This window comes from Chromobacterium alkanivorans, from assembly GCF_016937655.1.
GTDB classification, from domain to species: domain Bacteria; phylum Pseudomonadota; class Gammaproteobacteria; order Burkholderiales; family Chromobacteriaceae; genus Chromobacterium; species Chromobacterium alkanivorans.
On the sequence record NZ_JAFHKL010000004.1, the window covers coordinates 112,041 to 138,416 of the forward strand.

21 protein-coding genes are annotated in these 26,376 nt (G+C 65.7%); 10 read left to right on the top strand and 11 right to left on the bottom strand.

Annotation, left to right across the window (positions count from 1 at the left end; translation table 11 throughout):
- Nucleotides 1-47 precede the first annotated feature (47 nt).
- The 4 genes from JW897_RS08525 to JW897_RS08540 all read right to left on the bottom strand — a co-directional run bounded on the left by JW897_RS08525 (nt 48) and on the right by JW897_RS08540 (nt 5,568).
- Nucleotides 48-1,091 carry an ABC transporter substrate-binding protein gene (locus tag JW897_RS08525; RefSeq protein WP_205465825.1) on the bottom strand — a complete coding sequence of 348 codons (1,044 nt, stop codon included), beginning with the start codon at nt 1,089-1,091 and terminating at the stop codon, nt 48-50.
- Nucleotides 1,092-1,301: 210 nt separating this feature from the next.
- A complete protein-coding gene (locus JW897_RS08530; protein ID WP_048413725.1) occupies nt 1,302-2,408 on the bottom strand; it encodes an ABC transporter ATP-binding protein in 1,107 nt (368 codons plus the stop codon).
- A 146-nt stretch (nt 2,409-2,554) separates the two neighbouring features.
- Complete coding sequence (locus JW897_RS08535) at nt 2,555-3,184, bottom strand: response regulator (protein ID WP_205465826.1); 630 nt, start codon at nt 3,182-3,184, stop codon at nt 2,555-2,557.
- Nucleotides 3,181-5,568: a PAS domain-containing sensor histidine kinase gene (locus tag JW897_RS08540; RefSeq protein ID WP_205465827.1), complete on the bottom strand. Its 2,388-nt coding sequence runs from the start codon at nt 5,566-5,568 to the stop codon at nt 3,181-3,183. The genes JW897_RS08535 and JW897_RS08540 overlap by 4 nt, the downstream gene beginning before the upstream one ends.
- 325 nt (nt 5,569-5,893) lie before the next feature.
- Between JW897_RS08540 and JW897_RS08545 the strand changes: the two genes are divergently transcribed.
- Nucleotides 5,894-6,442, top strand: a complete 549-nt coding sequence (locus JW897_RS08545; protein WP_048413722.1) for a cupin domain-containing protein — start codon at nt 5,894-5,896, stop codon at nt 6,440-6,442.
- A 542-nt stretch (nt 6,443-6,984) separates the two neighbouring features.
- Here the strand turns inward: JW897_RS08545 and JW897_RS08550 are convergent.
- From JW897_RS08550 to JW897_RS08560, 3 genes are all read right to left on the bottom strand, one after another.
- Nucleotides 6,985-8,421 carry a high affinity choline transporter 1 gene (locus JW897_RS08550; RefSeq protein ID WP_048413721.1) on the bottom strand — a complete coding sequence of 479 codons (1,437 nt, stop codon included), beginning with the start codon at nt 8,419-8,421 and terminating at the stop codon, nt 6,985-6,987.
- A gap of 327 nt (nt 8,422-8,748) precedes the next feature.
- Nucleotides 8,749-9,969, bottom strand: coding sequence for a DUF2399 domain-containing protein (locus JW897_RS08555; protein ID WP_048413787.1), 1,221 nt, complete (start codon nt 9,967-9,969; stop codon nt 8,749-8,751).
- A gap of 89 nt (nt 9,970-10,058) precedes the next feature.
- A complete protein-coding gene (locus JW897_RS08560) occupies nt 10,059-11,102 on the bottom strand; it encodes a GGDEF domain-containing protein (RefSeq protein ID WP_205465828.1) in 1,044 nt (347 codons plus the stop codon).
- Between the two features lie 238 nt (nt 11,103-11,340).
- Between JW897_RS08560 and JW897_RS08565 the strand changes: the two genes are divergently transcribed.
- The 9 genes from JW897_RS08565 to kynA all read left to right on the top strand — a co-directional run bounded on the left by JW897_RS08565 (nt 11,341) and on the right by kynA (nt 19,263).
- Nucleotides 11,341-11,811, top strand: coding sequence for a GNAT family N-acetyltransferase (locus JW897_RS08565; protein WP_205465829.1), 471 nt, complete (start codon nt 11,341-11,343; stop codon nt 11,809-11,811).
- A gap of 117 nt (nt 11,812-11,928) precedes the next feature.
- Nucleotides 11,929-12,321: a hypothetical protein gene (locus JW897_RS08570; protein WP_048413718.1), complete on the top strand. Its 393-nt coding sequence runs from the start codon at nt 11,929-11,931 to the stop codon at nt 12,319-12,321.
- Nucleotides 12,322-12,397: 76 nt separating this feature from the next.
- Nucleotides 12,398-13,732, top strand: a complete 1,335-nt coding sequence (gene miaB, locus JW897_RS08575) for a tRNA (N6-isopentenyl adenosine(37)-C2)-methylthiotransferase MiaB (protein ID WP_205465830.1) — start codon at nt 12,398-12,400, stop codon at nt 13,730-13,732.
- Between the two features lie 84 nt (nt 13,733-13,816).
- Nucleotides 13,817-14,104: a YciI family protein gene (locus JW897_RS08580; RefSeq protein ID WP_048413716.1), complete on the top strand. Its 288-nt coding sequence runs from the start codon at nt 13,817-13,819 to the stop codon at nt 14,102-14,104.
- 82 nt (nt 14,105-14,186) lie between these two features.
- The gene (locus JW897_RS08585; RefSeq protein ID WP_048413715.1) at nt 14,187-15,173 is read left to right on the top strand and encodes a PhoH family protein; all 987 of its coding nucleotides are present in this window, start codon (nt 14,187-14,189) and stop codon (nt 15,171-15,173) included.
- Entirely contained in the window at nt 15,154-15,660 is a 507-nt protein-coding gene (ybeY, locus tag JW897_RS08590) for an rRNA maturation RNase YbeY (protein WP_048413714.1), read from the top strand. Before JW897_RS08585 ends, ybeY begins: the two co-directional genes overlap by 20 nt.
- 3 nt (nt 15,661-15,663) lie before the next feature.
- Nucleotides 15,664-16,515: an HlyC/CorC family transporter gene (locus JW897_RS08595; protein ID WP_048413713.1), complete on the top strand. Its 852-nt coding sequence runs from the start codon at nt 15,664-15,666 to the stop codon at nt 16,513-16,515.
- A 256-nt stretch (nt 16,516-16,771) separates the two neighbouring features.
- Entirely contained in the window at nt 16,772-18,256 is a 1,485-nt protein-coding gene (gene lnt / locus JW897_RS08600; protein WP_053077299.1) for an apolipoprotein N-acyltransferase, read from the top strand.
- A 164-nt stretch (nt 18,257-18,420) separates the two neighbouring features.
- Complete coding sequence (kynA, locus tag JW897_RS08605; RefSeq protein ID WP_048413712.1) at nt 18,421-19,263, top strand: tryptophan 2,3-dioxygenase; 843 nt, start codon at nt 18,421-18,423, stop codon at nt 19,261-19,263.
- 177 nt (nt 19,264-19,440) lie between these two features.
- Here the strand turns inward: kynA and JW897_RS08610 are convergent, their stop codons facing one another.
- The 4 genes from JW897_RS08610 to JW897_RS08625 all read right to left on the bottom strand — a co-directional run bounded on the left by JW897_RS08610 (nt 19,441) and on the right by JW897_RS08625 (nt 26,154).
- Nucleotides 19,441-21,078 (bottom strand): methyl-accepting chemotaxis protein, encoded by a 1,638-nt coding sequence (locus JW897_RS08610; protein ID WP_205465831.1) that lies wholly within the window; start codon nt 21,076-21,078, stop codon nt 19,441-19,443.
- Nucleotides 21,079-21,275: 197 nt separating this feature from the next.
- A complete protein-coding gene (locus JW897_RS08615; protein ID WP_205465832.1) occupies nt 21,276-22,763 on the bottom strand; it encodes a CoA-acylating methylmalonate-semialdehyde dehydrogenase in 1,488 nt (495 codons plus the stop codon).
- A gap of 39 nt (nt 22,764-22,802) precedes the next feature.
- A complete protein-coding gene (gene aptA / locus JW897_RS08620) occupies nt 22,803-24,119 on the bottom strand; it encodes an omega-aminotransferase AptA (protein ID WP_048413709.1) in 1,317 nt (438 codons plus the stop codon).
- Nucleotides 24,120-24,297: 178 nt separating this feature from the next.
- Nucleotides 24,298-26,154 carry a methyl-accepting chemotaxis protein gene (locus JW897_RS08625; RefSeq protein ID WP_053077298.1) on the bottom strand — a complete coding sequence of 619 codons (1,857 nt, stop codon included), beginning with the start codon at nt 26,152-26,154 and terminating at the stop codon, nt 24,298-24,300.
- Between the last annotated feature and the right edge of the window lie 222 nt (nt 26,155-26,376).

Below are 26,376 nucleotides of genomic sequence, written 5' to 3' on the forward strand. Positions count from 1 at the left end.
CTGCATCGTGACGCCGGCTTGGCCGGCGTGGCTTGCCAAACACTCTCTCAGCGCAGCCCCCAGGCCGTGAAGCGCTGCTCCAGGCTTTCGCCATGATCGGCCCAGAATTCCAGATCCACCTTCATCGCGTTCCTCATGTTCTGCGGCGCGGTGGGCAGCTCCTGCAGCTCCGCCTGGTTCAGCAGCGACAGCGTTTTCTTGTTGCTGGGGCCGTAACTCATGTTCTGGGAATAGACCTTCTGGTTTTCCGGCTTGCTGGCGAAGGCGATGAAGCGGTAAGCCGCGTCCTTGTTGGGCGAGCCTTTGGGAATGGCCCAGGAGTCGAAGTCGTACAGACTGCCGTCCCAGACGATCTTCAGGTTCTTGCCCTCTTTCCGCGCCGCGGCGATGCGGCCGCTGTAGACCGAGCTCATCACCACATCGCCGGAGGCCAGGTATTGCGGCGGCTGCGCGCCGGCCTCCCACCACTGGATATGGGGTTTGAGCTGGGCCAGCTTCCTGAAGGCGCGCTCGACGCCGGCCGGCGTGGCCAGCACGCGATACACGTCCTTGGCGGGAACGCCGTCGGCCAGCAAGGCGATTTCCAGCGTGTATTTGGCGCCTTTGCGCATGCCGCGTTTACCGGGGAATTTCTTCACGTCCCAGAAATCCTTCCAGCCGGCCGGCGCGGTCTTGAGCTTGTCGGCGTTGTAGGCCAAGGCGGTGGACCAGACCAGGGTGCCGATGCCGCAGGCCTGGACCGCGCCCGGCAGAAAATCCGCCTTATTGCCGATGCGCGCGTAATCCAGCCGTTCGAACAACCCTTCGTCGCAGCCGCGCGCCAGTTCCGGCGACTCCACTTCCAGCACGTCCCAGGACACGCTCTTGGTGTCCACCATCGCCTTGAGCTTGGCCATTTCGCCGTTGTACTCGCCGGCTAGCACCTTGATGCCGGTGGCTTGCTGAAACGGCTGGTAATAAGCCTTGGCCTGCGCCACCTTGCTGGCGCCGCCAAAGGAAATCACGGTCAAATCCCGGGCCTGAGCGGCGCCGGCCAGGCCGGCGATCAATACGGCCGCGGCCGGCAAGGCGTAACTACAGCGTGTCATCATCACTCTCCTGCGCGAGGGCGGCGGAACGGAGGAGCCGCCGCGATAAGAACCTGATTACGATCTGCTGCGCGTCTGCGATACGGCGTTGAAAACCGCTTCGAAATGCTCATGTACCGTGTGTACACTCCGCTTTATCAGCGGTTTTCGCCTTGTCTCGCCTTAGCTCGCGAGATCGTAAACACGTTCTAAGAACCAACGAGGAAGGCCGGCTTATTCCTGCAGCGTCAGCGCGTCCAGCGCCCGCGCGTGCTCCACCTGCCAGCCCAGCGGCACCACATCGCCCACCGCCAGTTGCGGGTCGAGATCGGCGATGGGCTGCTTGACGTAGAAATCGGCGCGGCCGCAGGCCTCCAGCCGTACCCGCACGTGATCGCCCAGGTAGATGAATTCCGCCACCCGGCCGGAGAAGCGGTTGGCGCAGGCCTCGCTGCGCGCGTTCAGGTGCACGCGCTCCGGCCGCACCGACAAGGACACCTGGCTGCCGGTCTCGCCCACCTTCACCGCCAGCGCCGCCACCCGCTCGCCGCGTTCCAGCTCCACCAGGCAGCGCTCGCCGTCCTGGCTCAGCAAAGTGCCTTGCAGCCGGTTGTTCTCGCCGATGAAGTTGGCGACGAAGGCGTTGCCCGGCCGCTCGTAAAGCTGGGCCGGCGCGTCGACCTGCTGGATTTCGCCCTGGTGGAACACCGCCACCCGGTCCGACATGGTCAGCGCCTCGCCCTGGTCATGGGTGACGTAGACCACGGTGACGCCCAGGCGCTGGTGCAGATGCTTGATCTCCATCTGCATGTGTTCGCGCAATTGCTTGTCCAGCGCGCCCAAGGGCTCGTCCATCAGCACCAGTTGCGGCTCGAACACCAAGGCGCGCGCCAGCGCCACCCGCTGCTGCTGGCCGCCGGACATCTGGCCCGGATAGCGGCCGGCGAAGGCGTCCAGCTGCACCATGGCCAGCGCCCGCTTGACCTTGTCCTGGATGTCCGTCTTGGACACGCCGCGCACCGACAGCGGGAAGGCCAGGTTTTCCGCCACCGTCATGTGCGGGAACAAGGCGTAGTTCTGGAACACCATGCCGATGTTGCGCTTGTGCGGCGGCACCCGGTTGATGGAACGGCCGGCCAGCTGGATTTCGCCGCCGGTGGGGGTTTCGAAGCCGGCCAGCATCATCAGGCTGGTGGTCTTGCCGGAGCCGGACGGCCCCAGCAGGGTGAGGAATTCGCCCTGGCGGATGTCCAGGTTCAGGTTTTTGACGATGAGGTTCTCGCCGTCATAGCTTTTCTGGACGTCAAGGAAGCGGACAAGCACATCGCTGGCTGCGGACATGGCGGCGGCACCTGAAAGTGAATGCGTACGCCAACCATGCTAGGGAGCGCGGCGCGCGCCCGCCATCGGCGGGCGGCGGATTTTGCCGTCGGGATAAACGGCGCTGGCTGTAGGGAAATTCTTAGTGCGCCGCAGCAGGCCTAGCGTTAAAACAATTGATGCTCGATCGCATAACGCACCAGATCCGCCAGCGATTGCGCTCGCAGCTTCTGCATCAGCCTGACCTTGTGGGTGCTGACGGTCTTGGCGCTGATCGCCAGCAGCTGCGCCACCTCGTTGACGTTGGCGCCTTGCGCCAGCCGCTGGAACACCTGGAACTCGCGCTCGGACAGCTGGGCATGCGGCGGCCGTTCGTCGCTGAGATTGACTTCGAACACCAGCCGGTCCGCCAGCTGCGGGTCGATGTAGCGGCCGCCGCCGGCCACCTTGCGGATCGCGGTCAGCAGCAGAGCCGGGTCGCTGTCCTTGGTGGCGTAGCCGGCGGCGCCGGCCTTGAGCGCGCGCGCCGCCATCTGCACCTCGTCGTGCATGGACAGCACCAGGATGGCCGGCGGCTGCGCCAGCGCCCGCAAGCGCGGTATCACGTCCAGGCCGCTCAGGCCCGGCATCGAAATATCCAGCAGCAGCACGTCGCAGGCGGCGGCGCGCAAGGCGTCGAACACCGCGCCGCCGTTGGCGGCTTCGCCAACCACTTGCAAATCGTCGGCCAGGCCGATCAGCTGCTTGATGCCTTCGCGCACAATGGTGTGGTCTTCCGCCACAATCACTCGAATCATGTCTTCTCCTCCCCTTCATCCGGCCGCAAGGGCAGCCGGGCCGTCAAACTGCAGCCTTGTCCCGGCGCGCTGGCGACGTCCAGGCTGCCGCCGAACATCAGCAGGCGCTCGCGCATGCCCACCAGGCCGTAGGAACTGCCCGCCTCCCCCGGCCGCCGCTCGAAGCCCTTGCCGTCGTCGACAATGCTCAGTGTCAGCTCGCCCGGCTGCGCCTGCAAATGCAGCGTCACCGTGTGGGCCTCGGCATGGCGCAGCACATTGGTCAGCGCCTCCTGCAATACCCGGAACAGGCCCACCGCCTTGGCGTCGTCCAGCCGCAGCGGCGCGTCCGGCACCAACACCAGACAGGGTATGCCGCTGCGGGCTTCGAAGCGGCGCGCCTGCCACTCCACCGCCGAGGCCAGGCCCGCGTCCAGGATGGGCGGCCGCAGCGCGGTGGCCACGTCGCGGACCAGGGCGAAAGTCTGGGCGATCAGCTTCTTGATGCTGGCCAGCCGCTGCGCCGCCGCGCCCTCCGGCCGCCCCAGGCTCAGTTCCAGCATCGAGGTTTCCAGCTTGAGCACGGTCAGCACCTGGCCCAGTTCGTCGTGCACCTCGCGCGCGATATGGGCTTTCTCCTCCTCGCGCACGGTTTCGAGGTGGGCGGCCAGATCGCGCAGCATCGCGCGCGACGCGCTCAGTTCCAGTTCATTGCGCTTGCCGGCGCTGATATCCCACAGAATGCCATCCCACACCATGCCCGTCGCGCCGTGGCGGCGGGCGCTGGCGCGCAGATCGGCCCAGCGCTCCGCGCCGTCGCGGGTCAAAATCCGGCCCTGCCAGCTCCAGTCGCGCTGCTCGCGCCGGGCCGCTAGCCAACTGTCGCTCAGCCCGGCGGCGTCCTCCGGGTGCGCCAGCGCCTGCAAACCCTCCGGCCGCGCCAGCAAATCCGCCGCCGGATAACCGGTCAGCGCCAGGCTGGCCTCGCTGACGAAGGCCAGCCGCGGCTCCTCCGTCGCGTCGCCGCGCTCCAGCCGGAACACCAGGCCCGGCACATTGCCGGCCATCCCCTTGAAACGCGCCTCGCTTTCCCGCAAGGCGGCGCGCGCCTGCCGCTTCTCGCTGACGTCGTGCATGAAGGCCACCAGGTAGTCGGCGCCGCCAAAACGCAGAAAACTGAGCGAGACATCCACCGGCAGGCTGTCGCCGTCGGCGCGCAGACAATCGATCTCGAACTGCAGCAGGCCGCGGCTGCGCGCCCGGCTCCACAGGTCCAGCCAGCCGTCCATGTCCAGCTCCGGCTGGAAGCGCGACAGCGGCTGCCCCACCGCCTGCGCCTCGGTGCAGCCCAGCATCGTCAACGCGGCCTGGTTGGCGTAGCGCAGCCGGCTGTCCCAGTTCAGCCACAGAATGCCCACCGTGCTGTGATCCACCGAGAACTGGGTCAGCCGCAAGGCCTCGGCGCTGGCCTCCCGCTGCGCCAGCGCCTGCCGCGCCGCCGCCAGCGACTGCCGCACCTGCCGCTGCTGCCGGCTCTGCCACAGCAGCGCGCCGGCCAAGGCCAGGATCAGCAGACCCGCAAGCTGGCTCAGACGCCGCCAGAACGGCAGGCTGTCGCCCAGCGGTGTTGGCTCGGCCTGCACCCAGCGCGTGTAAAGATGGCCGCGTTGCGAGGCCGGCAGCGCGCTCAGGGCCCGGTCCAGCAGCGTCGCCAGCTGCGGCCAGTCCTGCCGCGACGCCACCCGCAGCAGCCGGGTAGTTCCGCTGTCGCCCACCGCGCGCAGGGGCGAGAACTCCGGCTCGCGCAGCAACTGGTTCAGCTGCGCCTCGTCCACCACCGCGTAATCCGCCCGCTGGCGCAGCACCTGCTGCAGCGCGGAGCGATCCGAGCCGGCCGGCCAGCGCCGCAAGGCCGGGTAATTGGCGGCCAGGAAGGCCGCCGCCGCGCCCGGCTCAAGCACCGCCACCAGCGCGTTGCCGGGCAGTTGCTCCAGCTCCAGCGCCGCCGCCGGCTCGCCGCGGCCGACCAGCTTGTAGGGGATGCGCAGGAAGGGGCCGGAAAACAGCCAGTAGCGTAGTCCGGCCGGGGTCTGCTCCAGGCCGGGCGCGACATCCACTCGCCCCGCCCGCGCCGCCGCGCTCAATTGCGTCTTGTTCGGGTAAAAGGTCCAGGCCAGCTGGAGCCCAAGCTCGGCGGCCAGGCGGTTCATCAGCTCCACGTGCGCGCCGCTCAGCGACTGCCGCCGCGCGTCCAGCGCCGCGTACGGCGCTTGCGGCACCACGCCCACGCGCAGCACCGGATGCCGGCGCAGCCAGTCCCGCTCCTCCGCCGACAAGCTCAGCGCCCAGCTTGGCGACGCCAGCCACAGCGCCGCCAGTCCCGCCATCCACAATAAGGCTTTCAATGCGTCCCTCCGGCGCGCCGGACGGCGCGCATGACTCCATACTGTGGCAGCGCGGCGGCGCTGTCTAAAAAATCAAACGCAAAGCGGGAAAGGCTGTGGCAAGAGACGCAGGCTGCGGAGCGGAAGAAGCGGATGCGGGAAGACGACAAGGCGGGCGGAACGCAGCGGAGCGGCCCCAGGCGTCGAAAATGCGCCGCCGTCGACCAGAAAGCGCGAATTGCACTGCATGGCCGGCGACGACATCAGTATACTGTGACGCTATTTCGAAAAATTGTCGAAAATACTAAGCAGAGGCCGACAAAGGCACGCCACCGAGGTTACAGGCATGGATATTGGATTACGCGTCAAACAAGTGCGCGAGCACTTCGCGCTGTCGCAGCGCGAGCTGGCGAAACGGGCCGGCATGGCCAACGCCACCATCTCGCTGATAGAACAGAACCGGGTCAGCCCGTCCATCAGCTCGCTGTTGAAGCTGATTCAGGGCTTCCCGATGACGCTGACCGAATTCCTGACCTTTGGCGAACCGCCGCCCAGCGACCCCTACACCTTCCGCCGCGAACAGCAGCCGGACCTGGGCCGCGACGGCCTGAAGCTGCTGATCATCGGCGCCTCCAACCCCAACCGTCAGATGCGCATGCTGCGCGAGCTGTATTCTCCGGGCGCGGACACCGGCAAGGAAATGATCACCCACCCGGAAGGCGAGGAATGCGGCGTGGTGGTGCGCGGCACCGTGGAGCTGACCGTGGACGGCCACATCAGCATTCTCTCCGCCGGCGACGGTTATTACTTCCCCAGCACCCTGCCGCACAAATTCCGCAATATCGGGCCGGACGAGGCCGAGATCATTAGCGCCAACACCCCGGCCAATTTCTGAGAACCGGTTTACGATCTGCTGCGCTGCGGCGATACGGCGTTGAAAACATCTTCGAAATGCTCATGTACCACGCGTACATTCCGCTTTCTCAGCCGTTTTCGCCTTGTCTCGCCTTAGCTCGCGAGATCGTAAACACGTTCTGAGAACCAGTTTACGATCTGAGTTCCAAGAAGCTGTTCATGATCTTTTTATCCACGGGTATCCACATCGTTAATACAAAGGAAACGGCGTATTCGACGCGCCCCGGGTCCCTTCAAGCCTGCCGTCGGGTGGCAGGCCCGAGGTCTTAAGCGGCTGCTTGTTCGAGCAGCGCGACGTTAGCGCGCTGCGAGTTCAGCCGCGCCTCGGGACTGACGGGAACCGGCGGGAAGCCGTAGGCCAGGCTTGCAGGGTGGCCTTTAGGAGTGGAGAGGATATTTGGCCAAGCAAATATCCTCTCCCTGCTCGCCGGGCCGCCCCGGCAATGCAAACCATCATCCGCGCAGCGGATTCAATGCATTGGGCAATGACCTTAGCCGAAAAAATCGTGAACCGGCACTGACTCAGCCTCGAGCCATCCCCGCCAGCGCCCCGCGCCCCAGCCGCTGCGGCAGCAGGCTGCCGGCCACCATGCCGAAGACGCTGAAGCCCAGGCCCACCAGCTGCGGCGGCCAGAACGGGTCCGCCGGGCCGAAGTAATCCAGCGCCAGCCAGCTGCCCAGGCCCAGCGCGATGGCCAGCAAGGCGCCCTGCGGCGTGGAACGCTTCCAGAACAGGCCGGCGAACAGCGGCGCCACCGCCGACACCAGCGTCACCTTGTAGGCATTGCCCACCATCTCGTAGATGGTGGCGTCGGACAAGAGCGCGAACACCGTGGTGACGATGGCCAGGCCCACCACGGTCAGCCGCATCGCCAGCAGGAACTGGCGGTCCGACATCACCGGGATGAAGCGGCTGAGCACGTTCTCGGTGAAGGTCACCGACGGCGCCAGCAAGGTGCCGGACGCGGTGGACATGATGGCGGACAGCAGCGCGCCGAAGAACATCACCTGCGCGAACAGCGGCGTGCGCTCCAGGATCAGGCTGGGCAGAATCATCTGCGCGTCCTGCTGCATCCAGCGGCTGACCATGGTCGGATCGATCAGGGTGGCGGCGAAGCCGATGAAGATGGGCAGCATGCAGAAAGTCAGGTACAGGCCGCCGCCGACGATGGACGCGCGCGCCGCGACGTTCTCGTTCTTGGCCGACATCACCCGCTGGAAAATATCCTGCTGCGGAATCGAGCCCAGCATCATGGTCAGCAAGGCGCCGACGAAGCCGACCACGTCCTTGGGCGACAGGCTGGGAATCATGGTGAACTTGTCCTGCGCCGCCGCGTGCTGCAGCACCTTGACCGGGCCGCCGGCCATATCGCCTATCAGCCAGGTCAGGTAGAGCAGGCCGGCGACGATCACCGTCATCTGGAAGAAATCGGTCAGCGCCACCGACCACATGCCGCCGAACAGCGTGTACACCAGCACGATGCCGGCGCCCAGCAGCATGCCGGCGTTGGCGCTGATCGCGCCCTGGGACAGCACGTTGAACACCACTCCCAGCGCGGTCAGCTGCGCCGCCACCCAGCCCAGGTAGGAGGCGATGATGCACAGCGACACGAACAGCTCCACATTGCGGCCGAAACGCTGTTTGTAGAAGTCGCCTATGGTCAGCAGATTGAGCCGGTACAGCGGCCGCGCGAACAAGAGCCCCACCAGCACCAGACACATGGACGAACCGAACGGGTCTTCGACGATGCCCGCGAAGCCCTTGTCGATGAAGGTGGCCGGAATGCCCAGCACCGCCTCCGAGCCGAACCAGGTGGCGAACACCATGGCGGTGACGATGGGAAACGGCAGGCTGCGGCCGGCCACGGCGAAATCGCGGGCATTGCGCACGCGGGTGGCGGCGAACAGGCCGATGCCCACGGACAGCAGCAGATAGACGACGACGAAGCCAATCAACATGGGAAGGATGTTCCTCTTCTGGCGGCGCGCTCACGCGCCCAAACGGCGGCCCAAAAGCAAGAGGCCGGCGGGGGTGCCTGACACCCCGCCAGCCTCTCTCAATTCCTGAAAACCCTGATATCTTGCCTTTGCCATCAAGGGTTTGGGGGGCGATGATAACGCAGCTTTTTCCCGCTGTGTACCCATCGCCGGGCAGATTTTTCACACCCGGCCCAATTTGCCCGGATGTCATTGCCGGCGCGTCGCCGCCCGCCCCCATTTTCCGCTCGCCGTCCGCCGTCGCGGCCGGATTGCCCGGCGGTTTTCAAGCCGCCGGACAGGGGGCGCTCAGTCTCCCCAGTCCTCGATGAACAGCGCCTCTTGCTCCACCTTGCACTGCCGCTCCTGCATCTCCATCGCCAGTCCATGCAGCAAGGGCGGCAAGCCGCCGCCCATCAGCCGCGCCAGTTGCGCCTGGTCCGCCTCGCTCAAGGGCTGGGCGCCGTTGGCCAACGTCAGCTGCTCCGGCTGCATCCGCCACGGCGACCACGGCCGGCCGGCCTGCTCCGCCACCTGGCCGGCGGCCATGGCGACGGCGATGCCGGACGGGGCCAGGTCGCAGGCGATCTGCACCGGCACCCGCAGCAGAGTCAATAAATGGCGCACCGCCTCGCGCCAGCGCTGATGCGGCTGGCCCGGCACCCAGATGGTCAGCACCGGCAACGCCTGCTGGCTCAGCGTCTGGAACACGCTGAGGTTCTCCACGATGCGCACGCTGCGGATCGCGCCTTCCACCGCGCTGACGCTCATCAAGGCCTCCGGCCCCAAGGCCACGCCCTGCTGCAACAAGGCGGCGGACAGCAGGCATTGCTGCCCGGCCCACAGGCCCAGCGGCCCGGACAGGAAAACGTGAGGGGTGTGGCCGGCGACGCCGCAGGCCTCCAGGTCGACGCCGAACTCCGCCAGCCACTGCCGGTCCGCGACGCCGAAGGCCTTGCTGCGCCCCAGCGCGCGCTGCGAAAACTGGCGCTCGGTGCCCCAGCAACCGTCCAGCAGCCATTGGTCCAGCGCCTGGGCCAGCTTCAGCCGGCGCTCCAGCGTGGAGGATTGCAGATGCGGGCTCAGGCTTTCCGCCAAGCCCAACAACAGCGGATGGCGCGGCTGCCAGCCGCGCCACAGTTCCACCACCTCGGCCTGCGGCCGCGCGTCGGCCATGCCCAGCAAGTGGCGCAGGCCGTACATGTCCAGCCACTGCACCCAGAACGGCTGCAAGGGCTGGAAGCGCAGCCCGGTTTCGGCGTGCAGCTCCACTTCGCACCAGCCGGCCTCCAGCAGGCGACGCAGCAGGTTCTCAGCCAAGGTCGGGCTGTCCGCCGGCGCCAACAAGGTGCTCCAGCGCGCGCGGTCGCGCCGCGTCTTGAGCCAGCCGCGCACCATGTCCTGTTCCTCCGCGCTCAGCGGCAAGGACCGCGGCGCGGCCAGCGGCGTCAGCAGCAGATTGTGGCCGCGCGCGCCCAGCGGGGTGCGGCGAACGGAATCGGGATCGATCTGGGACAGCCAATGCGACATAGCGGACGACTCGATGAAAAGGCGGATGAGGAATAGACCATTTTTCCGCCAGAAATTCAATGCCGGCGCCGCGGATCGCCAGCGGCTTCTCAAGCCGCTTGCCAGGCGATCACCCGGTCGCGGCCGCCGGCCTTGGCCCGGTACAACGCCTGGTCCGCCCGATGGAAAGCCTGCTGCAGCCCGCCGTTCCCCACCAGGCAAACGCCGGCGCTGACCGTCACCTGGCCATGGGGAAAGGGAGCGGCGCGCACCTGCTGGCGGAAACACTCCAGCCGCGCCTGCCCCGCCGCGTCGCTGCGCGCCGCCAGCAGCACGCCGAATTCCTCGCCGCCGATGCGGCCGTAGATCTGGTCGTGAAAGGTTTCGGCCAGCAAGGCGCTGACCTCGCGTATCGTCTGATCCCCCACCGCGTGGCCGTGGGTGTCGTTGATGCACTTGAACAGATCGATATCGATGATGGCCAGGTAGAAAACGATGTCATCGTGCCCAAGCGCGTACTCCGCCTGCTGCAGAAAGGAACGCCGGTTGGGCAGACTGCTCAGCGAATCGTAAAAAGCCTGCCGTCTCAGCTTGTTCAGCAACAGATGATTGCTGCGCAGCGTCTGCACCACCTGCAGATGCACCAGCACCATGCCGCCGATGATGATGGCCAGAAAGCCGAAGCCGTAAATCGCCTGCTCGCCGCCCCAGCGCAGAAACACCCGCGCGGGATCGAACACCAGCAGCAGCAGCCCCCAAAAGCTCAGCGTGTGCCATACGCTGGACATGCTGATCGACATCACCAGCGCCGACACGCCCAGCGTCGGCAACAGCAGATATTCGCCGTAGCCGCCGGCGTCCAGCGCGCGCTTCATCGCCAGGCAATAGCCAATGGCGAATAAGACCTGCCACAACAGCAGGGAGCGGCCGCGCCGCGCCGCGATCTGCAACAGGATCAAGCCGCCCAGGCCCAGGCCCACCGCCAGGAACAGCCAGCCCGGCACCATGCCGCCGTACAGGCGGCGCACCAGCAGAAAGCCCAAAGCGCCCAACACCCCCACGCCCTGGAAACCCAGGCTGCGCCATTGGAAAGCGTCGATCAGATAAGCGTCGAAATCTTGTTCCAGCGGCCGCACCGGCGCAGGTATCGTCATCGCATCATGCTCCCGCCCACACGCGTCTGACATCGCGTCTTGCTGTGGTATAGGCGCCAGGGCCGCGCCCATGCAATCCTCCGCGGCGCCGGCTGGCTCCGCCTTCCCCGCCCGGCTATAATCGCCGCCTTCGACGCGGCGCGGCCTTAGCCGCGCGCTTTGCTTTTTGTCTTTCATGGATTGGCCGCACCCGATGTCCGCAGTCTGTCGCCGGCAGGACGCCATTGTCCTGCGCCCGATGCAAGTTCAAGATTTTCCCGCCGTGCTGCAAGTTCAGCAACACTGCTATCCGCCGTCGCTGATCGAGAGCCGCGACGCGCTGGCCTCGCGCCACCGGCTGTCGCCGGACACCTGCTGGGTGGCGGAGCGCCCCGGCCAATTGCTGGGCTATGTGTTCGCCCACCCTTGGACCGGCGGCAGCCCGCCCAGCCTGAACCGTCCGCTGGAGCGGCTGCCGGACGCGGCCGACACCCTGTTCATCCACGATCTGGCGCTGCATCCGGACGCGCGCGGCCACGGCTTGGGACCGCGCCTGGTGCAAACCGTTCTGGGCCAGGGCCGCCGACGCGGCTTGCGCCAGGCGCGGCTGGTGGCGGTGCAGGGCCCCGCGCGCTACTGGCGCCGCTTCGGCTACCAGGCCTGCGCGCGCGACGATTACACCCGCCGGACTTATGGCGAAAGCGCGGTCGGCATGCAACGCCCGCTCTAAGAACAGGTTCTAAATGCGGGCCGCGCCGGCACGCCAAAACGCCTATGCTGCAAGGAAGATTTGGCCAGCCCCCAGGCCAAGCTATGATAGAATCGCGCGCAACGTATTCAATTCCTTATGAAAATACTCATAGTCGCCCTGTGCGCGGCATGGCTCGCCGCCCCGGCCCTGGCCGGCCGTTTGCTGCCGATGGAACTGAAGGCCGGCACGGTCCGCGCCGCGGACGACGCCACCATCGAGTTCGTCAAGAAAGACCGCTCGCTGCTGGAAAGCCTGCTCGGCATCTTCATCCGCTCGGAACGCCAGTTCCCGTTGGCGCCCGGCCTGCGCATCTTCGACGAGAACAACCGTTTCCTGCTGCGCGGCCAACTGGACGGCCTGGAAGGCCGGCCGGTGGGCGTCACCTTCAATATGCAAGGCCAGATCAACCGGATCTGGGTGCTGCGCCCCGAGGAAGTGGAGCTGCTGAAGCAAAGGGAAGCCGAAGCGGCCGCCCAACCGTCCCGATAACCTCAGCCGCCCGCGGCGGCGCCTGCCGGGCCCGGCCCGGCGGGAACTGACAGAAACACGCTGGAATCTAGCCGCAATGAAAAAGGTATACATCAAGACGTTTGGCTGCCAAATGAACGAGTACGACTCGGACAAGATGGCGGACGTGCTGTCCGACTCCGAAGGCATGGTCAAAACGGACAAGCCGGAAGAAGCCGACATCATCCTGTTCAACACCTGTAGCGTGCGCGAAAAGGCGCAGGAGAAAGTGTTTTCGGACCTGGGCCGCATCCGCCCGCTGAAAGAGGCCAAGCCCGACCTGATCATCGGCGTCGGCGGCTGCGTGGCGTCGCAGGAAGGCGAAACCATCGTCAAGCGTGCGCCCTACGTCGACGTGGTGTTCGGCCCGCAAACGCTGCACCGGCTGCCGGAGCTGATCAAGTCGCGCCAGTCCAGCGGCAGCTCCCAGGTGGACATCTCCTTCCCGGAGATCGAGAAGTTCGACCACATCCCGCCGGCCAAGGTGGAAGGCGGCGCGGCCTACGTCTCCATCATGGAAGGCTGTTCCAAGTATTGCTCCTTCTGCGTGGTGCCCTACACCCGCGGCGAGGAAGTCAGCCGCCCCTTCGACGACGTGCTGACCGAAATCGCCGGCCTGGCCGCGCAAGGCGTCAAGGAAATCACCCTGCTGGGCCAGAACGTCAACGCCTATCGCGGCGCGATGGCCGACGGCGAAATCGCCGACTTCGCGCTGTTGCTGGAATACGTGCACGAAGTGCCGGGCGTGGAGCGCATCCGCTTCACCACCAGCCACCCGCGCGAATTCAGCCAGCGCATCATCGACTGCTACGGCAAGCTGCCCAAGCTGGTGTCGCATCTGCACCTGCCGGTGCAAAGCGGCGCCGACCGCGTGCTGACCGCGATGAAACGCGGCTACACCGGCCTGGAATACAAGTCCATCATCCGCAAGCTGCGCGCGCTGCGGCCGGACCTGTGCCTGTCGTCCGACTTCATCGTCGGCTTCCCCGGCGAGACCGAGGCCGACTTCGAGCAAACGCTGAAGCTGGTCAAGGACATGGAGTTCGATTTCAGCTTCGTGTTCATCTACAGCCCGCGTCCGGGCACGCCGGCGTCCAACCTGCCGGACGACACGCCGCACTCGGAAAAAGTGCGCCGGCTGGAAGCCCTGAACGAGGTGATCGAGGCCAAGGGCTTCGCCATCAACCAGGAGATGGTGGGCACGGTGCAGCGCGTGCTGGTGGAAAGCGTGTCCAAGAAAGACGCCACCATGCTGGCGGCGCGCACCGCCAACAACCGCGTGGTCAACTTCGTCGGCCACCCGCGGCTGTTGAATCAGATGATGGACGTGCGCATCACCGAAGCCCGCCCGCACTCGCTGGTGGGCGAGGCGCTGATCGCGGAAACCGTCTGAGCATGAGGCCCGTCCGCCATTTTTTCGCGCCGGACGCCGCGGGCGGGCGTATGCTTGGCGCTTTGCACTCACGCTGACGCCGCCATGTTCATCGTTTCGCTAAGCTATATCGCCCCGCTGTCCGACATCGACGCGCAGCTGGAAGCGCACGTCGCCTGGTTGCGGCAGGGCTACGCCTCCGGCCTGCTGCTGGCCTCCGGCCGCAAAAGCCCGCGCACCGGCGGCGTGATCCTGGCGCGCGGCGAACGCGCCGAGCTGGAAGCCCTGCTGGCGCGCGATCCGTTCGCCGTCGCCGGCCTCGCCCGCTACGAGATCACCGAGTTCCACGCCAGCATGAGCGCGCCGGAACTGGATTGTCTGCGGAACATTTGATGAACGCCGCAGCCTTAACCCTTGTCCATCGGTCGTCCCGCCCCGCCGCGGGCCGCCGACAACGACCCAGACTACGAGCCGCATGACTACATCGCACGCCGAACCCCTGAGCTTCAACCCTGTCGACAATGAACGGCTGGCCCGCCTGTGCGGCCCGCTGGACGAAAATCTGAAACAGATAGAAACCGGCCTGGACGTGACGGTGCAGCGCCGCGGCGAAAGCTTCCGCGTCCAAGGCGAACAGGCCAAGACCGCGGTGGAGGCGCTGACCCGGCTCTATCTGCTGGCGGAAAAACAGGAGCTGTCGATAGACGACGTGCAACTGTGCCTGGTGGAGTTGCGCCGCCACGCGCCCAACGGCGCCGCGGCGCCCGCCGACGACGAAGACGCGCCGGTGCTGGTGACCCGCCGCGGCGATCTGCGCGGCCGCACGCCGCGCCAGAGCCGCTACATCAAGGCCATCCAGCAACACGACATCACCTTCGGCATCGGCCCGGCCGGCACCGGCAAGACCTATCTGGCGGTGGGCTGCGCGGTGGACGCGATGGAGCGCGACACGGTCAAGCGCATCGTGCTGGTGCGCCCGGCGGTGGAAGCCGGCGAGAAGCTGGGTTTCCTGCCCGGCGACCTTGCGCAGAAGGTGGACCCGTATCTGCGGCCGCTGTACGACGCGCTGTACGATCTGATGGGCTTCGACCGCGTGACCCGGCTGTTCGAGAAGAACCTGATCGAAATCGCGCCGCTGGCCTATATGCGCGGCCGCACGCTGAACAACGCCTTCATCATTCTGGACGAGGCGCAGAACACCACGCCGGAACAGATGAAGATGTTCCTGACCCGCATCGGCTTCGGCTCCAGGGCGGTGATCACCGGCGACGTGACCCAGATCGACCTGGCCCGCCATCAGAAAAGCGGCCTGGTCGAGGTGGAGCGCATCCTGGACAAGGTGCGCGGCATCCATTTCCACCATTTCCAGAGCGACGACGTGGTGCGCCACCCGCTGGTGCAGAAAATCGTCGACGCCTACGACCAATACCAAAGCAAGCAAGATGAAAAGAGCCAAGCGTAACCCGCTGCTGGCGCGCCTGGCCGCGCGCCTGGAACTGAGCCTGGACGTGCGCAGCCAAACCGCGGCGCTGCCGCGGCCGGCCGACCTGCGCCGCTGGAGCCAGGCGGCGCTGCAAGCCGGCGTCAAACAGGCCCAGGTCAGCATCCTGATCGTGGACGCCGACGAAGGCCGCCAGATGAACCGCGACTACCGCGGCAAGGACTACGCCACCAATGTGCTGAGCTTCGCCCTCAACGAGGGCGAGCCGGTGCCCGGCCTGCCGCTGATCGGCGACCTGGTGCTGTGCGCGCCGGTGGTGGAAAAAGAGGCGGCCGAGCAAAACAAGCCGCTGCAAGCCCATTACGCCCACCTGCTGGTGCACGGCATGCTGCACTTGCAGGGCTTTGACCATGAGCAAGACGACGAAGCCGAAACCATGGAGACGCTTGAAACCGTCATCATGCAAAGGCTAGGATATCCCGACCCTTATCGAGAGGAGCAGTTCTAAGAAATGGAAGACCCCAGTAAACCGCGGCCGACTTGGCTGGAACGCCTGTCCACCATGTTGCTGCGCGAGCCGGAAGATCGCGAAGAGTTGATCGAACTCTTGCACAACGCCTTCGAGCGCAATCTGCTGGACGCGGAAGCGCTCGGCATGATCGAGGGCGTGCTGGAAGTCAGCGAGCTGACCGTGCGCGACGTGATGATTCCGCGCAGCCAGATGAACGTGATCAGCTGCGACGACCCGATCACCCGCTTCCTGCCTATGGTGATCGACTCCGGACACTCGCGCTTTCCGGTGATAGGCGACAGCAAGGACGACGTGCTGGGCATTCTGTTGGCCAAGGAACTGTTGCGCTATTTCCACGCGCCGGCCAGCTTCGACTTGAAGGCGGTGCTGCGCCCGGCGGTGTTCGTGCCGGAATCCAAGCCGCTGAACGTGCTGCTGCGCGATTTCCGCGCCACCCACAACCACATGGCGGTGGTGGTGGACGAATACGGCGGCGTGTCCGGCCTGGTGACCATCGAGGACGTGATCGAGCAGATCGTCGGCGACATCGAGGACGAATACGACACCGAGGACGACGAGGAAGACATCCTGCCGGTGCGCGGCCATCAACGCTACCGGGTCAAGGCGCTGACCGAAATCGAGGACTTCAACCATTACTTTGAAACCGATTTCGAAGACGACGACGTCGACACCGTCGGCGGCCTGGTGATCTCGCTGACCGGCCATCTGCCCAAGCGCGGCGAGGCGGTGGAAGCCTCCGGCCTGCGCTTCACCGTGTTGCGCGCCGACAACCGCCGCGTCGACACCCTGCTGGTGGAGCGGATACAAGCCGGCGAGACCAGCGAGGTCTGAAGCGGTTGACGATCCGGCGCGAGGCGCCGCGCGGCGAGTCACTTCGGAACGCGCATGCGCCGCATGTCCATTCCTGGTTCTCAGCCGCAAGGCCTTGCCTCGCTCCGGCTCACGAAACCATGAACGCTAGAACAGCCTGCGGGCGCCGGAGGCCGGATAGCACTTGGTGCCCGCGCCTCCCGTTTCTAAGATGAATATCAGCCATTTGACAATCCGTCGGCCGGCTTTTGCCGGCCGGCTTCGCCTGATGCCTACCATGCGCACTTTACTGGTCCTGCTGGCAGCCGCCTTGGCTGGCAGCCTCACACTGTTCGCCTTCGCCCCCTACCGGCTGTTCTGGATCATGCCGCTGTCGCTGGCGGCGCTGGCGGATCTGACCCAGCGCCACCCGCAACGCGCGTTCTGGATCGGCTATGTCTGGGGCCTGGCCGCCTACACCAGCAACTTCAACTGGATCTACAACAGCCTGCACGACGTGGCCGGCCTGCCGGTCTGGATCGCCTTGCCGCTGGTGCTCTTGCTGCCCGCCTATCTGGCGCTCTACCCCGGCCTCGCGATGTGGCTGAGCGCCCGCGTCACCGCCAAGCCGTGGCAGCGCTGGCTGCTGGCCTTTCCGGCGCTGTGGGAGCTGGGGGAATGGCTGCGCGGCTGGGTGCTGACCGGCTTCCCCTGGGCCGCCGCCGGCTATTCGCAGATCACCGAAAGCCCGCTGGCCGGCTACACGCCGCTGGGCGGCTCCCACCTGGTCAGCTATCTGGTGGCGCTGTCCGCCGGCGCGCTGGCGCTGATGGTCCACAGCGGCTGGAAGATGCGCGCCGGCCTGCTGATCGCCGCGCTGGCGGTGTGGGGCAACGGCTTCTGGCTGAAAAGCATCGAATGGACTCAGCCGCAGGGCAAGCCGATCAGCGTGGCGCTGGCCCAGGGCAATATCGCCCAGGAGCTGAAATGGTCGCCGGAAAACCTGGAAGAGTCGCTGCGCGTGTATTACCAGCAAGTGGCCACCGCCCGCGCCGACCTGATGCTGCTGCCGGAAACCGCGCTGCCGCTCTTCCTCGACGACCTGCCCTCCGGCTATCTGAGCATGATGGAAGGCCAGGCCCAGCGCGCCGGCATGGCGCTGGCCACCGGCGTGCCCCGCCGCACCAACGACGGCCGCGGCTATTTGAACGCGGTGGTGGCGCTGACCACGCCGGGCCGTCCGTATTTCGCCAAGGACCACCTGGTGCCCTTTGGCGAATTCATCCCGGTGCCGGGGCTGATAGGCTGGATCTACCAGTTCATGAATATGCCGATGTCCGGCTTCAGCAGCGGCGGCGCCAATCAGCCGCCGTTGGCGCTGGCCGGCGAGAAAATCGCCTTCAACGTCTGCTACGAGGACAGCTTCGGCGAGGAGTTGATAGGCCCGGCCTCCCAGGCCAGCATCATGGCCAACGTCAGCAATCTGGCCTGGTTCGGCAAGAGCGTGGCGATGAGCCAGCATCTGCAGCTGTCCCAGGCGCGCGCGCTGGAAAACGGCCGCTACATGCTGCGCGCCACCAATAACGGCATGACCGCCATCATCCGTCCGGACGGCGAGATCGCCTCGGTGGCGGCACCCTACACCCGCCAGGTGCTGCAGGGCTTCGCCCAGGGCCGCCAGGGGCTAACCCCCTATATGCGCCACGGCAACGCGCCGGTCTTGATAGGCTGCGCGGCGCTGCTGCTGCTGGCCATGCTGCTGGGCCGCAAGCACCGGCCCTGAGCCTTGCCGCCTTCGCCTTGAAAACGCGCGATGTTTCCTCACCGGAACATCGCGCGTTTTGACATTCGGCCCCGGATTCCCGATCATCATTCGCCGGCGGCGCGAACCGGTCCCGCACCGGAAGCACACCAAGAAAGACGCGCCGCCTCTACAAGGGAAAAACCATGAACGAGAGAAAACTGGAAGCCGGGATCGTCACCAACTTTTCCGAGCGCATGAGCTACGGCGGCTATCTGTGCCTGGACGAACTGCTGGCCTGCCAGAAGCCGCTGTCCAACCCGCCGCACCACGACGAGTTGCTGTTCGTGATCCAGCATCAGACGTCGGAATTGTGGATGAAGCTGATGCTGCACGAGCTGCAAGCCGCGGTGCGCTTCGTCCAGCAGGACACGCTGGGCCCCAGCTTCAAATGCCTGGCGCGGGTCAAACAGATCCAGCGCCTGCTGTTCGAACAATGGGCGGTGCTGGAAACGCTGACGCCGTCCGAGTACATGGAATTCCGCGACGTGCTGGGCAACTCCTCCGGTTTCCAGTCGCACCAATACCGCTCCATCGAATTCCTGCTGGGCAACAAGAACCAGGCGATGCTGAACGTGTTCGCCCATGAGCCGGACAAGCACGCGGCGCTGAAAGCCATTCTGGACGCGCCCAGCCTCTACGACGAATTCCTGCGCCACCTGGCGCGGCGCGGCCTGCCGGTGCCGGCCTCCAGCCTGGAGCGCGACTGGTCGCAGCCCTATCAGCGCAATCCGGAACTGATCCCGCTGTTCAAGACCATTTACGACCAGCCCCAACAACACTGGGAAGCCTATGAGATGGCGGAAAAGCTGGTGGACGTGGAGGAATACTTCCACCTGTGGCGCTTCCGCCACATGAAGACGGTGGAGCGGGTGATCGGCTTCAAGCAGGGCACCGGCGGCTCCAGCGGCGTGCGCTTCCTCAAGCAGGCGCTGGAGCTGACCTTCTTCCCGGAACTGCTGGACGTGCGCACCGAGATCGGCCGCTAAGAACCTGTTCAAAGTCTGCTGCGCTTCAGCGATACGGCGTTAAAAACAAGCTCAAAATGCTCATGTACCACGCGTACATTCCGCTTTTTCGCTCGTTTTCGCCTTGTCTCGCCCTCGCTCGCGAGGCTTTGAACAGGCTCTAAGAACCGGTTCTAAGACGGCCTAGCGCGGCGGCGCTCAACAGCGGAAGCGGGACACCAGCCCGCGCAGATTGCCGGCCAGCTGGCGCATGTCCGCCAGCGCCGCCGAGGCGGTGGACGCCGCCTGCGCGTTCTTGCTGGAGCTCATCGCGATCTGCTCGACGTATTGGGCGATGTCCTGGCTGGCGGTGCCCTGTTCCTTCAGCGCGTGGGAGATGTCGTTGACCACGCCCAGCACCCCGCCGGCGCTCTGACGGATCTCGCTCACCGCCGCGCCGCCCTGCTCGGCCAGTTCCAGGCCGTTCTTGGCGCGCCGCACCGCCTCTTCCATCGAGCCGTGCGACTGGGTGGAGCTTTGCTGAATCTCGGCTATCATGCCGGCGATCTCCTCGGTGGCCTGGGCGGTGCGCTCGGACAGCTTGCGCACCTCGTCCGCCACCACCGCGAAGCCGCGGCCCTGCTCGCCGGCGCGCGCCGCCTCGATCGCCGCGTTCAAGGCCAAGAGATTGGTCTGGTCGGCGATGTCCTTGATCACCTGCATGATGCCGGAGATCACCTGCGCCTTGTCCACCAGCTCGTTGATGGTGCCGGCGGCCAGTTCCACCGATTCATTGATGCGGCGCATCTCCGCCACCGCACGCGAAATCACCTCGCTGCCCTGCTGCGACGATTCGCCGGACTGTTCGGACAGATTGCGGGCGTCCTGGGCGCGGTCGGAAATATGGTTGATGCTGACGGTCAGCTCTTCTATCGACGCCGCCATCGAGGTGGCCGCCTCGCTCTGCTGCTCCGAGCCGTTGGCCACCTCGCTGGCATGGCTGCTGACGTCGGCGCTCATCTCCGACACCCGGTTGGCGGCGGCGGCGATGTCGCCCACCAGCTGTCGCAACTGCCCCTGCATGCCGGCCACATTGGCCAGCAGGCTGTCCCGGTCGCCGCTCTTCACCGGCACCTCCATATCCAGCTGGCCGGCGGCGATGCGTTTGACGATGTCCACGGTGACCGCCGGCTCGCCGCCCAGCTGGCCCAGCACGCTGCGCATGATGTAGCCGCCCAGGCCCGCCAGCAGCAGCAGGATCACGCCGACCTCCAGCGCCAGATTGAACAGCGATTTGTGATAGGCGGCGGCCACGTCGTCCAGATAGATGCCGGTGCCCAGCACCCAGCCCCAGCCGGGCGAGGTCATCAAATAGGAGATCTTGGGCTGCGGCGCGTCGAAGCCCGGCTTGTCCCAGACGTAGCCGGCGTAACCCTTGCCGCCGCCGGCGCTCAGCGCCTGGTCGAACAGCTGGCCCATGTCCTGGCCGCTGCCCTCTTTAACTCCGTGCAGATTCTTGCCGATCAAGGCCGGCTTCACGCCGTGGGCGACATAGGTCAGGCCCTTGTCGAAGGCGAAGAAATACTCGCGCTCGTCGTAGCGCATGCTGCTCAGCGCCGCCGCCGCCAGCTGCTTGGCCTGCGGTTCGCTCATCTTGCCGTCCGCCGCCATCTTCTCGTAGGAGCTCACCAGCGCCGCCGCCGACTCCACCAGATTGCGCGTCTTGTCCTTGCGGTCCTGCAACATGGTGTCGCGCTCGCGCATCACCGACAGCACGCCTATCGCCGTCACCAGCAGCGCCATCGCCACCAAGAGCAGCAGCAAGCGGCCGCGCAGGCTCATTGTTGTTTTGTTCATCTCCATCTCCCCACACCTTGTTAGCTTATTCTAGACAGCGCCCATCGCTCTTTTTATGCGATTAATCCTAATTTGATACATTTTTTCCGAAAATATCAACAGCATAAAAAAACCCGGATTGCTCCGGGTCAAACTGAACGCGAGCGGTCATCCCCGCGCTCAGGGTCGTCATTCCTTAGGATTCAGTCCGCGCCGCCTCACTTCATCGTCGGCATCACGAATTCGGCGGTCATCTTGGCCGGCCAGCGGCTGGTCACCGTCTTCATTCGGGTATAGAAACGCACGCCCTCCGGGCCGTGCATATGGTGATCGCCGAACAGCGAAGCCTTCCAGCCGCCGAAGCTGTGGAAAGCCATAGGCACCGGAATCGGCACATTGACGCCCACCATGCCCACCTGGATGCGGTGGCTGAATTCGCGCGCGGCGCCGCCGGAACGGGTGAAGATGCTGGTGCCGTTGGCGAAGGGATGGGCGTTGATCAGGCTGACCGCGCTGTCGAAGTCCGGCACCCGCACCACCGCCAGCACCGGCCCGAAGATTTCCTCCTTGTAGATGGTCATCTCCGGCGTCACGTGGTCGAACAGGCAGCCGCCGAGGAAAAAGCCGTCCTCGTGGCCCGGATGGCGATAGCCGCGGCCGTCCACCACCAGCTGCGAGCCTTCGGCCACGCCCTGAGCTACATAGCCCGTCACCTTGTCCAGATGCTGGCGCGTCACCAGCGGCCCCATTTCCGCCGCCGCGTCGTCGCCCACGCCTATCTTCAGATTGCGCGCCCGTTCGGCCAGCCGCTCCACCAGCGCGTCGCCGATATCGCCCACCGCCAGCACCACCGAGATCGCCATGCAGCGCTCGCCGGCCGAGCCGTAGGCGGCGCCGATCAGCGCCTCCACCGCGCCGTCCAGGTCCGCGTCCGGCATCACCACTAGGTGGTTCTTGGCGCCGCCCAGCGCCTGCACCCGCTTGCCGTGGCGCGCGCCGGTTTCGTAGATGTACTGGGCGATGGGGGTGGAGCCGACGAAGCTGAGCGCGGCGATGTCCGGGTGGCCGAGCAAGGCGTCCACCGCCTGCTTGTCGCCGTGCACCACATTGAACACCCCGGCCGGCAGGCCGGCCTGCTGCAGCAACTCGGCCAGCAACAAAGCGGCGGACGGGTCGCGCTCGGACGGCTTGAGAATGAAGCAGTTGCCGCAGGCCAGCGCCACCGGGAACATCCACAGCGGCACCATGGCCGGGAAGTTGAACGGGGTGATGCCGGCCACCACGCCCAGCGGCTGGCGCATGGAATGGCTGTCGATGCCGCCGCCCACTTGCTCGGTGAACTCGCCCTTCAGCAACTGGGGGATGCCGCAGGCGAACTCCACCACTTCCAGGCCGCGGGCGACTTCGCCGATGGCGTCCGACACCACCTTGCCGTGCTCGCTGGAAATCAGCGCCGCCAGCCGCTGCTGGTTCTGCTCCAGCAGCTCCTTGAATTTGAACATCACCCGCGCGCGCTTCAGCGGCGAGGTTTCCGCCCAGGCCGGAAAGGCCTTGCGCGCCGCCGCCACCGCGGCCTGGACCTCGTCCGGGCTGGCCAGCGGCACGCGGGCGGCGACGCTGCCCAGCGCCGGGTTGTAGACATCGCCAAAGCGGCCGCTGCGGCCTTCGCAGCGTTCGCCGCCGATGTAGTGAGGAATGGTTTGCATGGGTGGTTCCGATTTGAATGGGTTAACGCGCTGCCGTGTTTATTCGCAGGCGCGCAAGGCGGCGGCGATGGTGTCGAACAGCCGGTCGATCTCGTGTTTCTCAATGATCAGCGGCGGCGAAACCGCCAGGATGTCGCCGGTGAAGCGCACCAGCACGCCTTGTTCCCAGCACTTGAGGAAGGCGTCGAAACCGCGCTGTCCGGCCGCGCCGGGGCGGCTGTCCAGCTCGATGCCGGCCACCAGGCCCAGGTTGCGGATGTCCTTGACGTAGGGCTGGCCGCGCAAGGCGTGCGCGCGCTCCTCGAAATAAGCGGACAGGCCGGCGGCGCGCTCGAACAGCTGCTCCTCGCGGTACAGGTCCAGCGAGGCGATCGCCGCGGCGCAGGCCAGCGGGTGGGCGGAATAGGTGTAGCCGTGCGGAAACTCGATCATGCGCTCGCCGGCGGCGGCCATGAAGGCGTCGTGGATCTCCGGCTTCACCAGCAGCGCGCCCATCGGCACCACGCCGTTGGTCAGGCCCTTGGCGCAGGTGATGATGTCCGGCAGCACGCCGAACTTGTTCGCCGCCCAGTCAGCGCCCAGGCGGCCGAAACCGGTGATCACCTCGTCGAAGATCAGCAGGATGCCGTAGCGGTCGCAGATTTCGCGCAGGCGCCGCAAATAGCCCTTGGGCGGAATCAGCACGCCGGTGGAGCCGGCCATCGGCTCGACGATGACGGCGGCGATGGTGGACGGATCGTGCAGGGTCAGGATCCGCGCTTCCAGCTCGTCGGCGAACTCGGCTCCGTGCTCCGGTTCGCCGCGGCTGAAGGCGTTGCGCGCCAGGTCGTGGGTGCTGCGCAGATGGTCCACCGCCGGCAAGGACACCGGAAAGTGCTTGCGGTTGCCGGCCATGCCGCCCACCGAAATGCCGCCGAAGTTGACGCCGTGATAGCCGCGCTCGCGGCCGATCAACTTGACGCGGGCGGCGTCGCCGCGCACGCGGTGGTAAGCCACCGCCATCTTCAGCGCGGTGTCCACCGCCTCCGAGCCGGAGCCGACGAAGAAAGCCTTGCTTAAGCCCTTGGGCGCCATCGCCACCAGCTTGTCGGCGGCCTCGAAAGCCTTCGGGTGCGCCATCTGGAACGGCGGCGCGTAGTCCAGCGTCGCCACCTGGCGCTGCACCGCCTCGACGATGGGCTTGCGGTTGTGGCCGGCGGTCACGCACCACAGGCCGGCGCTGCCGTCCAGGATCTGGCGGCCCTGATCGTCGGTGTAATACATGCCGTCGGCGCTCACCAGCATGCGCGGCGCGCGCTTGAACTGGCGGTTGGCGGTGAACGGCATCCAGAACGCGTCCATCTGCGGCTGATTCATCGTTGTCTCCCCTGGCTCTCTGCCGAATGATGACAACTAATCTAGCCGGGCCACCAATACAATTACAGGTACAGTTCGCGCGGATTTGCCCATTCCCGTATCGGCAAAATCGCCAGTACAGTCCGCAAGCATGAAAAAAACCCGGCCGCAGCCGGGTTTTCGTGTCGCGCCTGTCCGCTCAGACTCGGAAGCTGGAGAACAGCTGCCGCATGTCCTTGGCCGCCTGCGACAGGTCGTTCAAGGTGTCGTGCACGGTCTGCAAGGCGCCGTCGCTGTCGACGATGCGGCCGTTGATCTGCTCGGTGCTCTGCGCGATCAAGGTGGTGGCCTTGTGCTGCTCGCTGGTGGACAAGGTGATCTCGTTCATCTTGGCCATCACCTCCTGCATCGCCTGCTGGATCTGCTCGATGCGCTGCACCGCGCTGTCGGTCAGTTCCACGCCGTCGTCCACCGAGCTGACGGTGCGCTGCATATTGGTCACCGCCTGGCTGGTTTCCTCGCGGATGGTGCTGACCATGCTGGAAATCTCCACCGTGGCCTGGCCGGTGCGCTCGGCCAGCTTGCGCACTTCGTCGGCCACCACCGCGAAGCCGCGGCCCATTTCGCCGGCGCGCGCCGCCTCGATCGCCGCGTTCAAGGCCAAGAGGTTGGTCTGATCGGCGATGTCCTTGATCACATTGGTGATGCCGCTGATCTGTTGCGAACGCTGATCCAGCGACACCAACATGCCGGACAAGCCCTTCACCGCCTCCACCGTGCTGTTCATCTCGCGGGAGATGCGCTGCATCTCGTCCGCGCTTTCGCTGGACACGGTGCCGGTGTGGTTGACCAGCGAGTCCGCCTCGCGCGCGGCGTCGGCTATGTGGGAAATGCTGACGGTGATCTCTTCCAGCGTCGCGGCGTTGGAGCTGGACACGTCGGAAATCTGCCGGGAATCGCGCGCCACCTGGTCCACGGTGGTGGCCACGCTCTGCACGCCGTTGGTGACGTTTTCCGCCTCGGTTCGCACCGCCACGAACATGCTTTGCAGACGCTGGATGAAGCTGTTGAACGCGGTGGCGGTCTCGGCGATCTCATCCTGGCCCTGCACTTCGATGCGGCGGGTCAAATCGCCCTCGCCCTTGGAAATCTCCAGCATCGCGTTGCGCAAGCGGCCCAGGCCGGCCAACATCTTGCTCAGCATCACGCTGGCCACCGGGATCAGCACCACCACGCACAGCGCGCCCAGGCCCACGACGGTCAGCAACAGTTTCTCCAGCGGCTCGCTGACCACGGACTTGTCTATCATCACGCCCAGCAGCCAGTTGGTGCCCTCCACCGGGTCCACTTGCACCAGCTTAGCTTCGCCGTTGACCTCGATCTCCTCCATCGCGCTGCTGGTGGACAACTGCACCAGCTTCTCGGCGGACAGCGCCGGCACTTTTTCCGCCAGCGGCTTCAGCGTCAAGGTGGTGTCGGGGTGGGCGATCACCTTGCCGCTCTTGTCCACCAGGAAGGCATAGCCGTTGCCGCGCAGCTTGGCGGACAGCACGGTCTTGACCAGGTCGTCGATGAAGATGTCGCCGCCCACCACCGCCTTCAGCGTGGAGCCGTCGAACACCGGCGAAACAAAGGTCACCACCAGCTTCTTGGTGTCGAAATCGACATAGGGATCGGACACGCCCGGCTTGCCGCTGGCCTGGGCCTGCTGATACCAGGGACGCGCCACCGGATCGTAGCCCGCCGGCTGCGGCTTGAAGTCGGAACGGATCATTTTATGGTCGGCGGTGCCGATATAGGTCATGTCGTAGCCGCCGGCCTGGCTCAGGCGCGCCAGCATCGGCATCGGTTCCGGCGTGCCCACCACCGGATTGCCGGCGATCACCACCTTGACCTTGCTGCCGTACCAGTCCTTGACCAGATTGGCGTAGCCGCGCGAGGTGCTGGACAGTTCGTTATCCACGCCCTGGACAATCTCGTTGCGCATCTGGGTATACACCAAGGTCGTAATGATGGCGCCCAGCAAAACCAGCAACACCGCAATGAATACAATCAACTTTACACGCAAAGAGCGCATTTCCGTCCTCCATCCCCAATTCGACTTGGCTTGCCGCGATTGCTTGTCAATTCACGACAAAGCGCTGTTATGATCATTCTCGATGCCGGTAGGCTCTGTTCTTGTCTTAGCCGTTTCGCCTGCAAAGCTCAACAAAAAACATACAGATTGACGGCTGCAACATGCCATCCGGCTTATGACGAGATATTTATCACAAGCTGT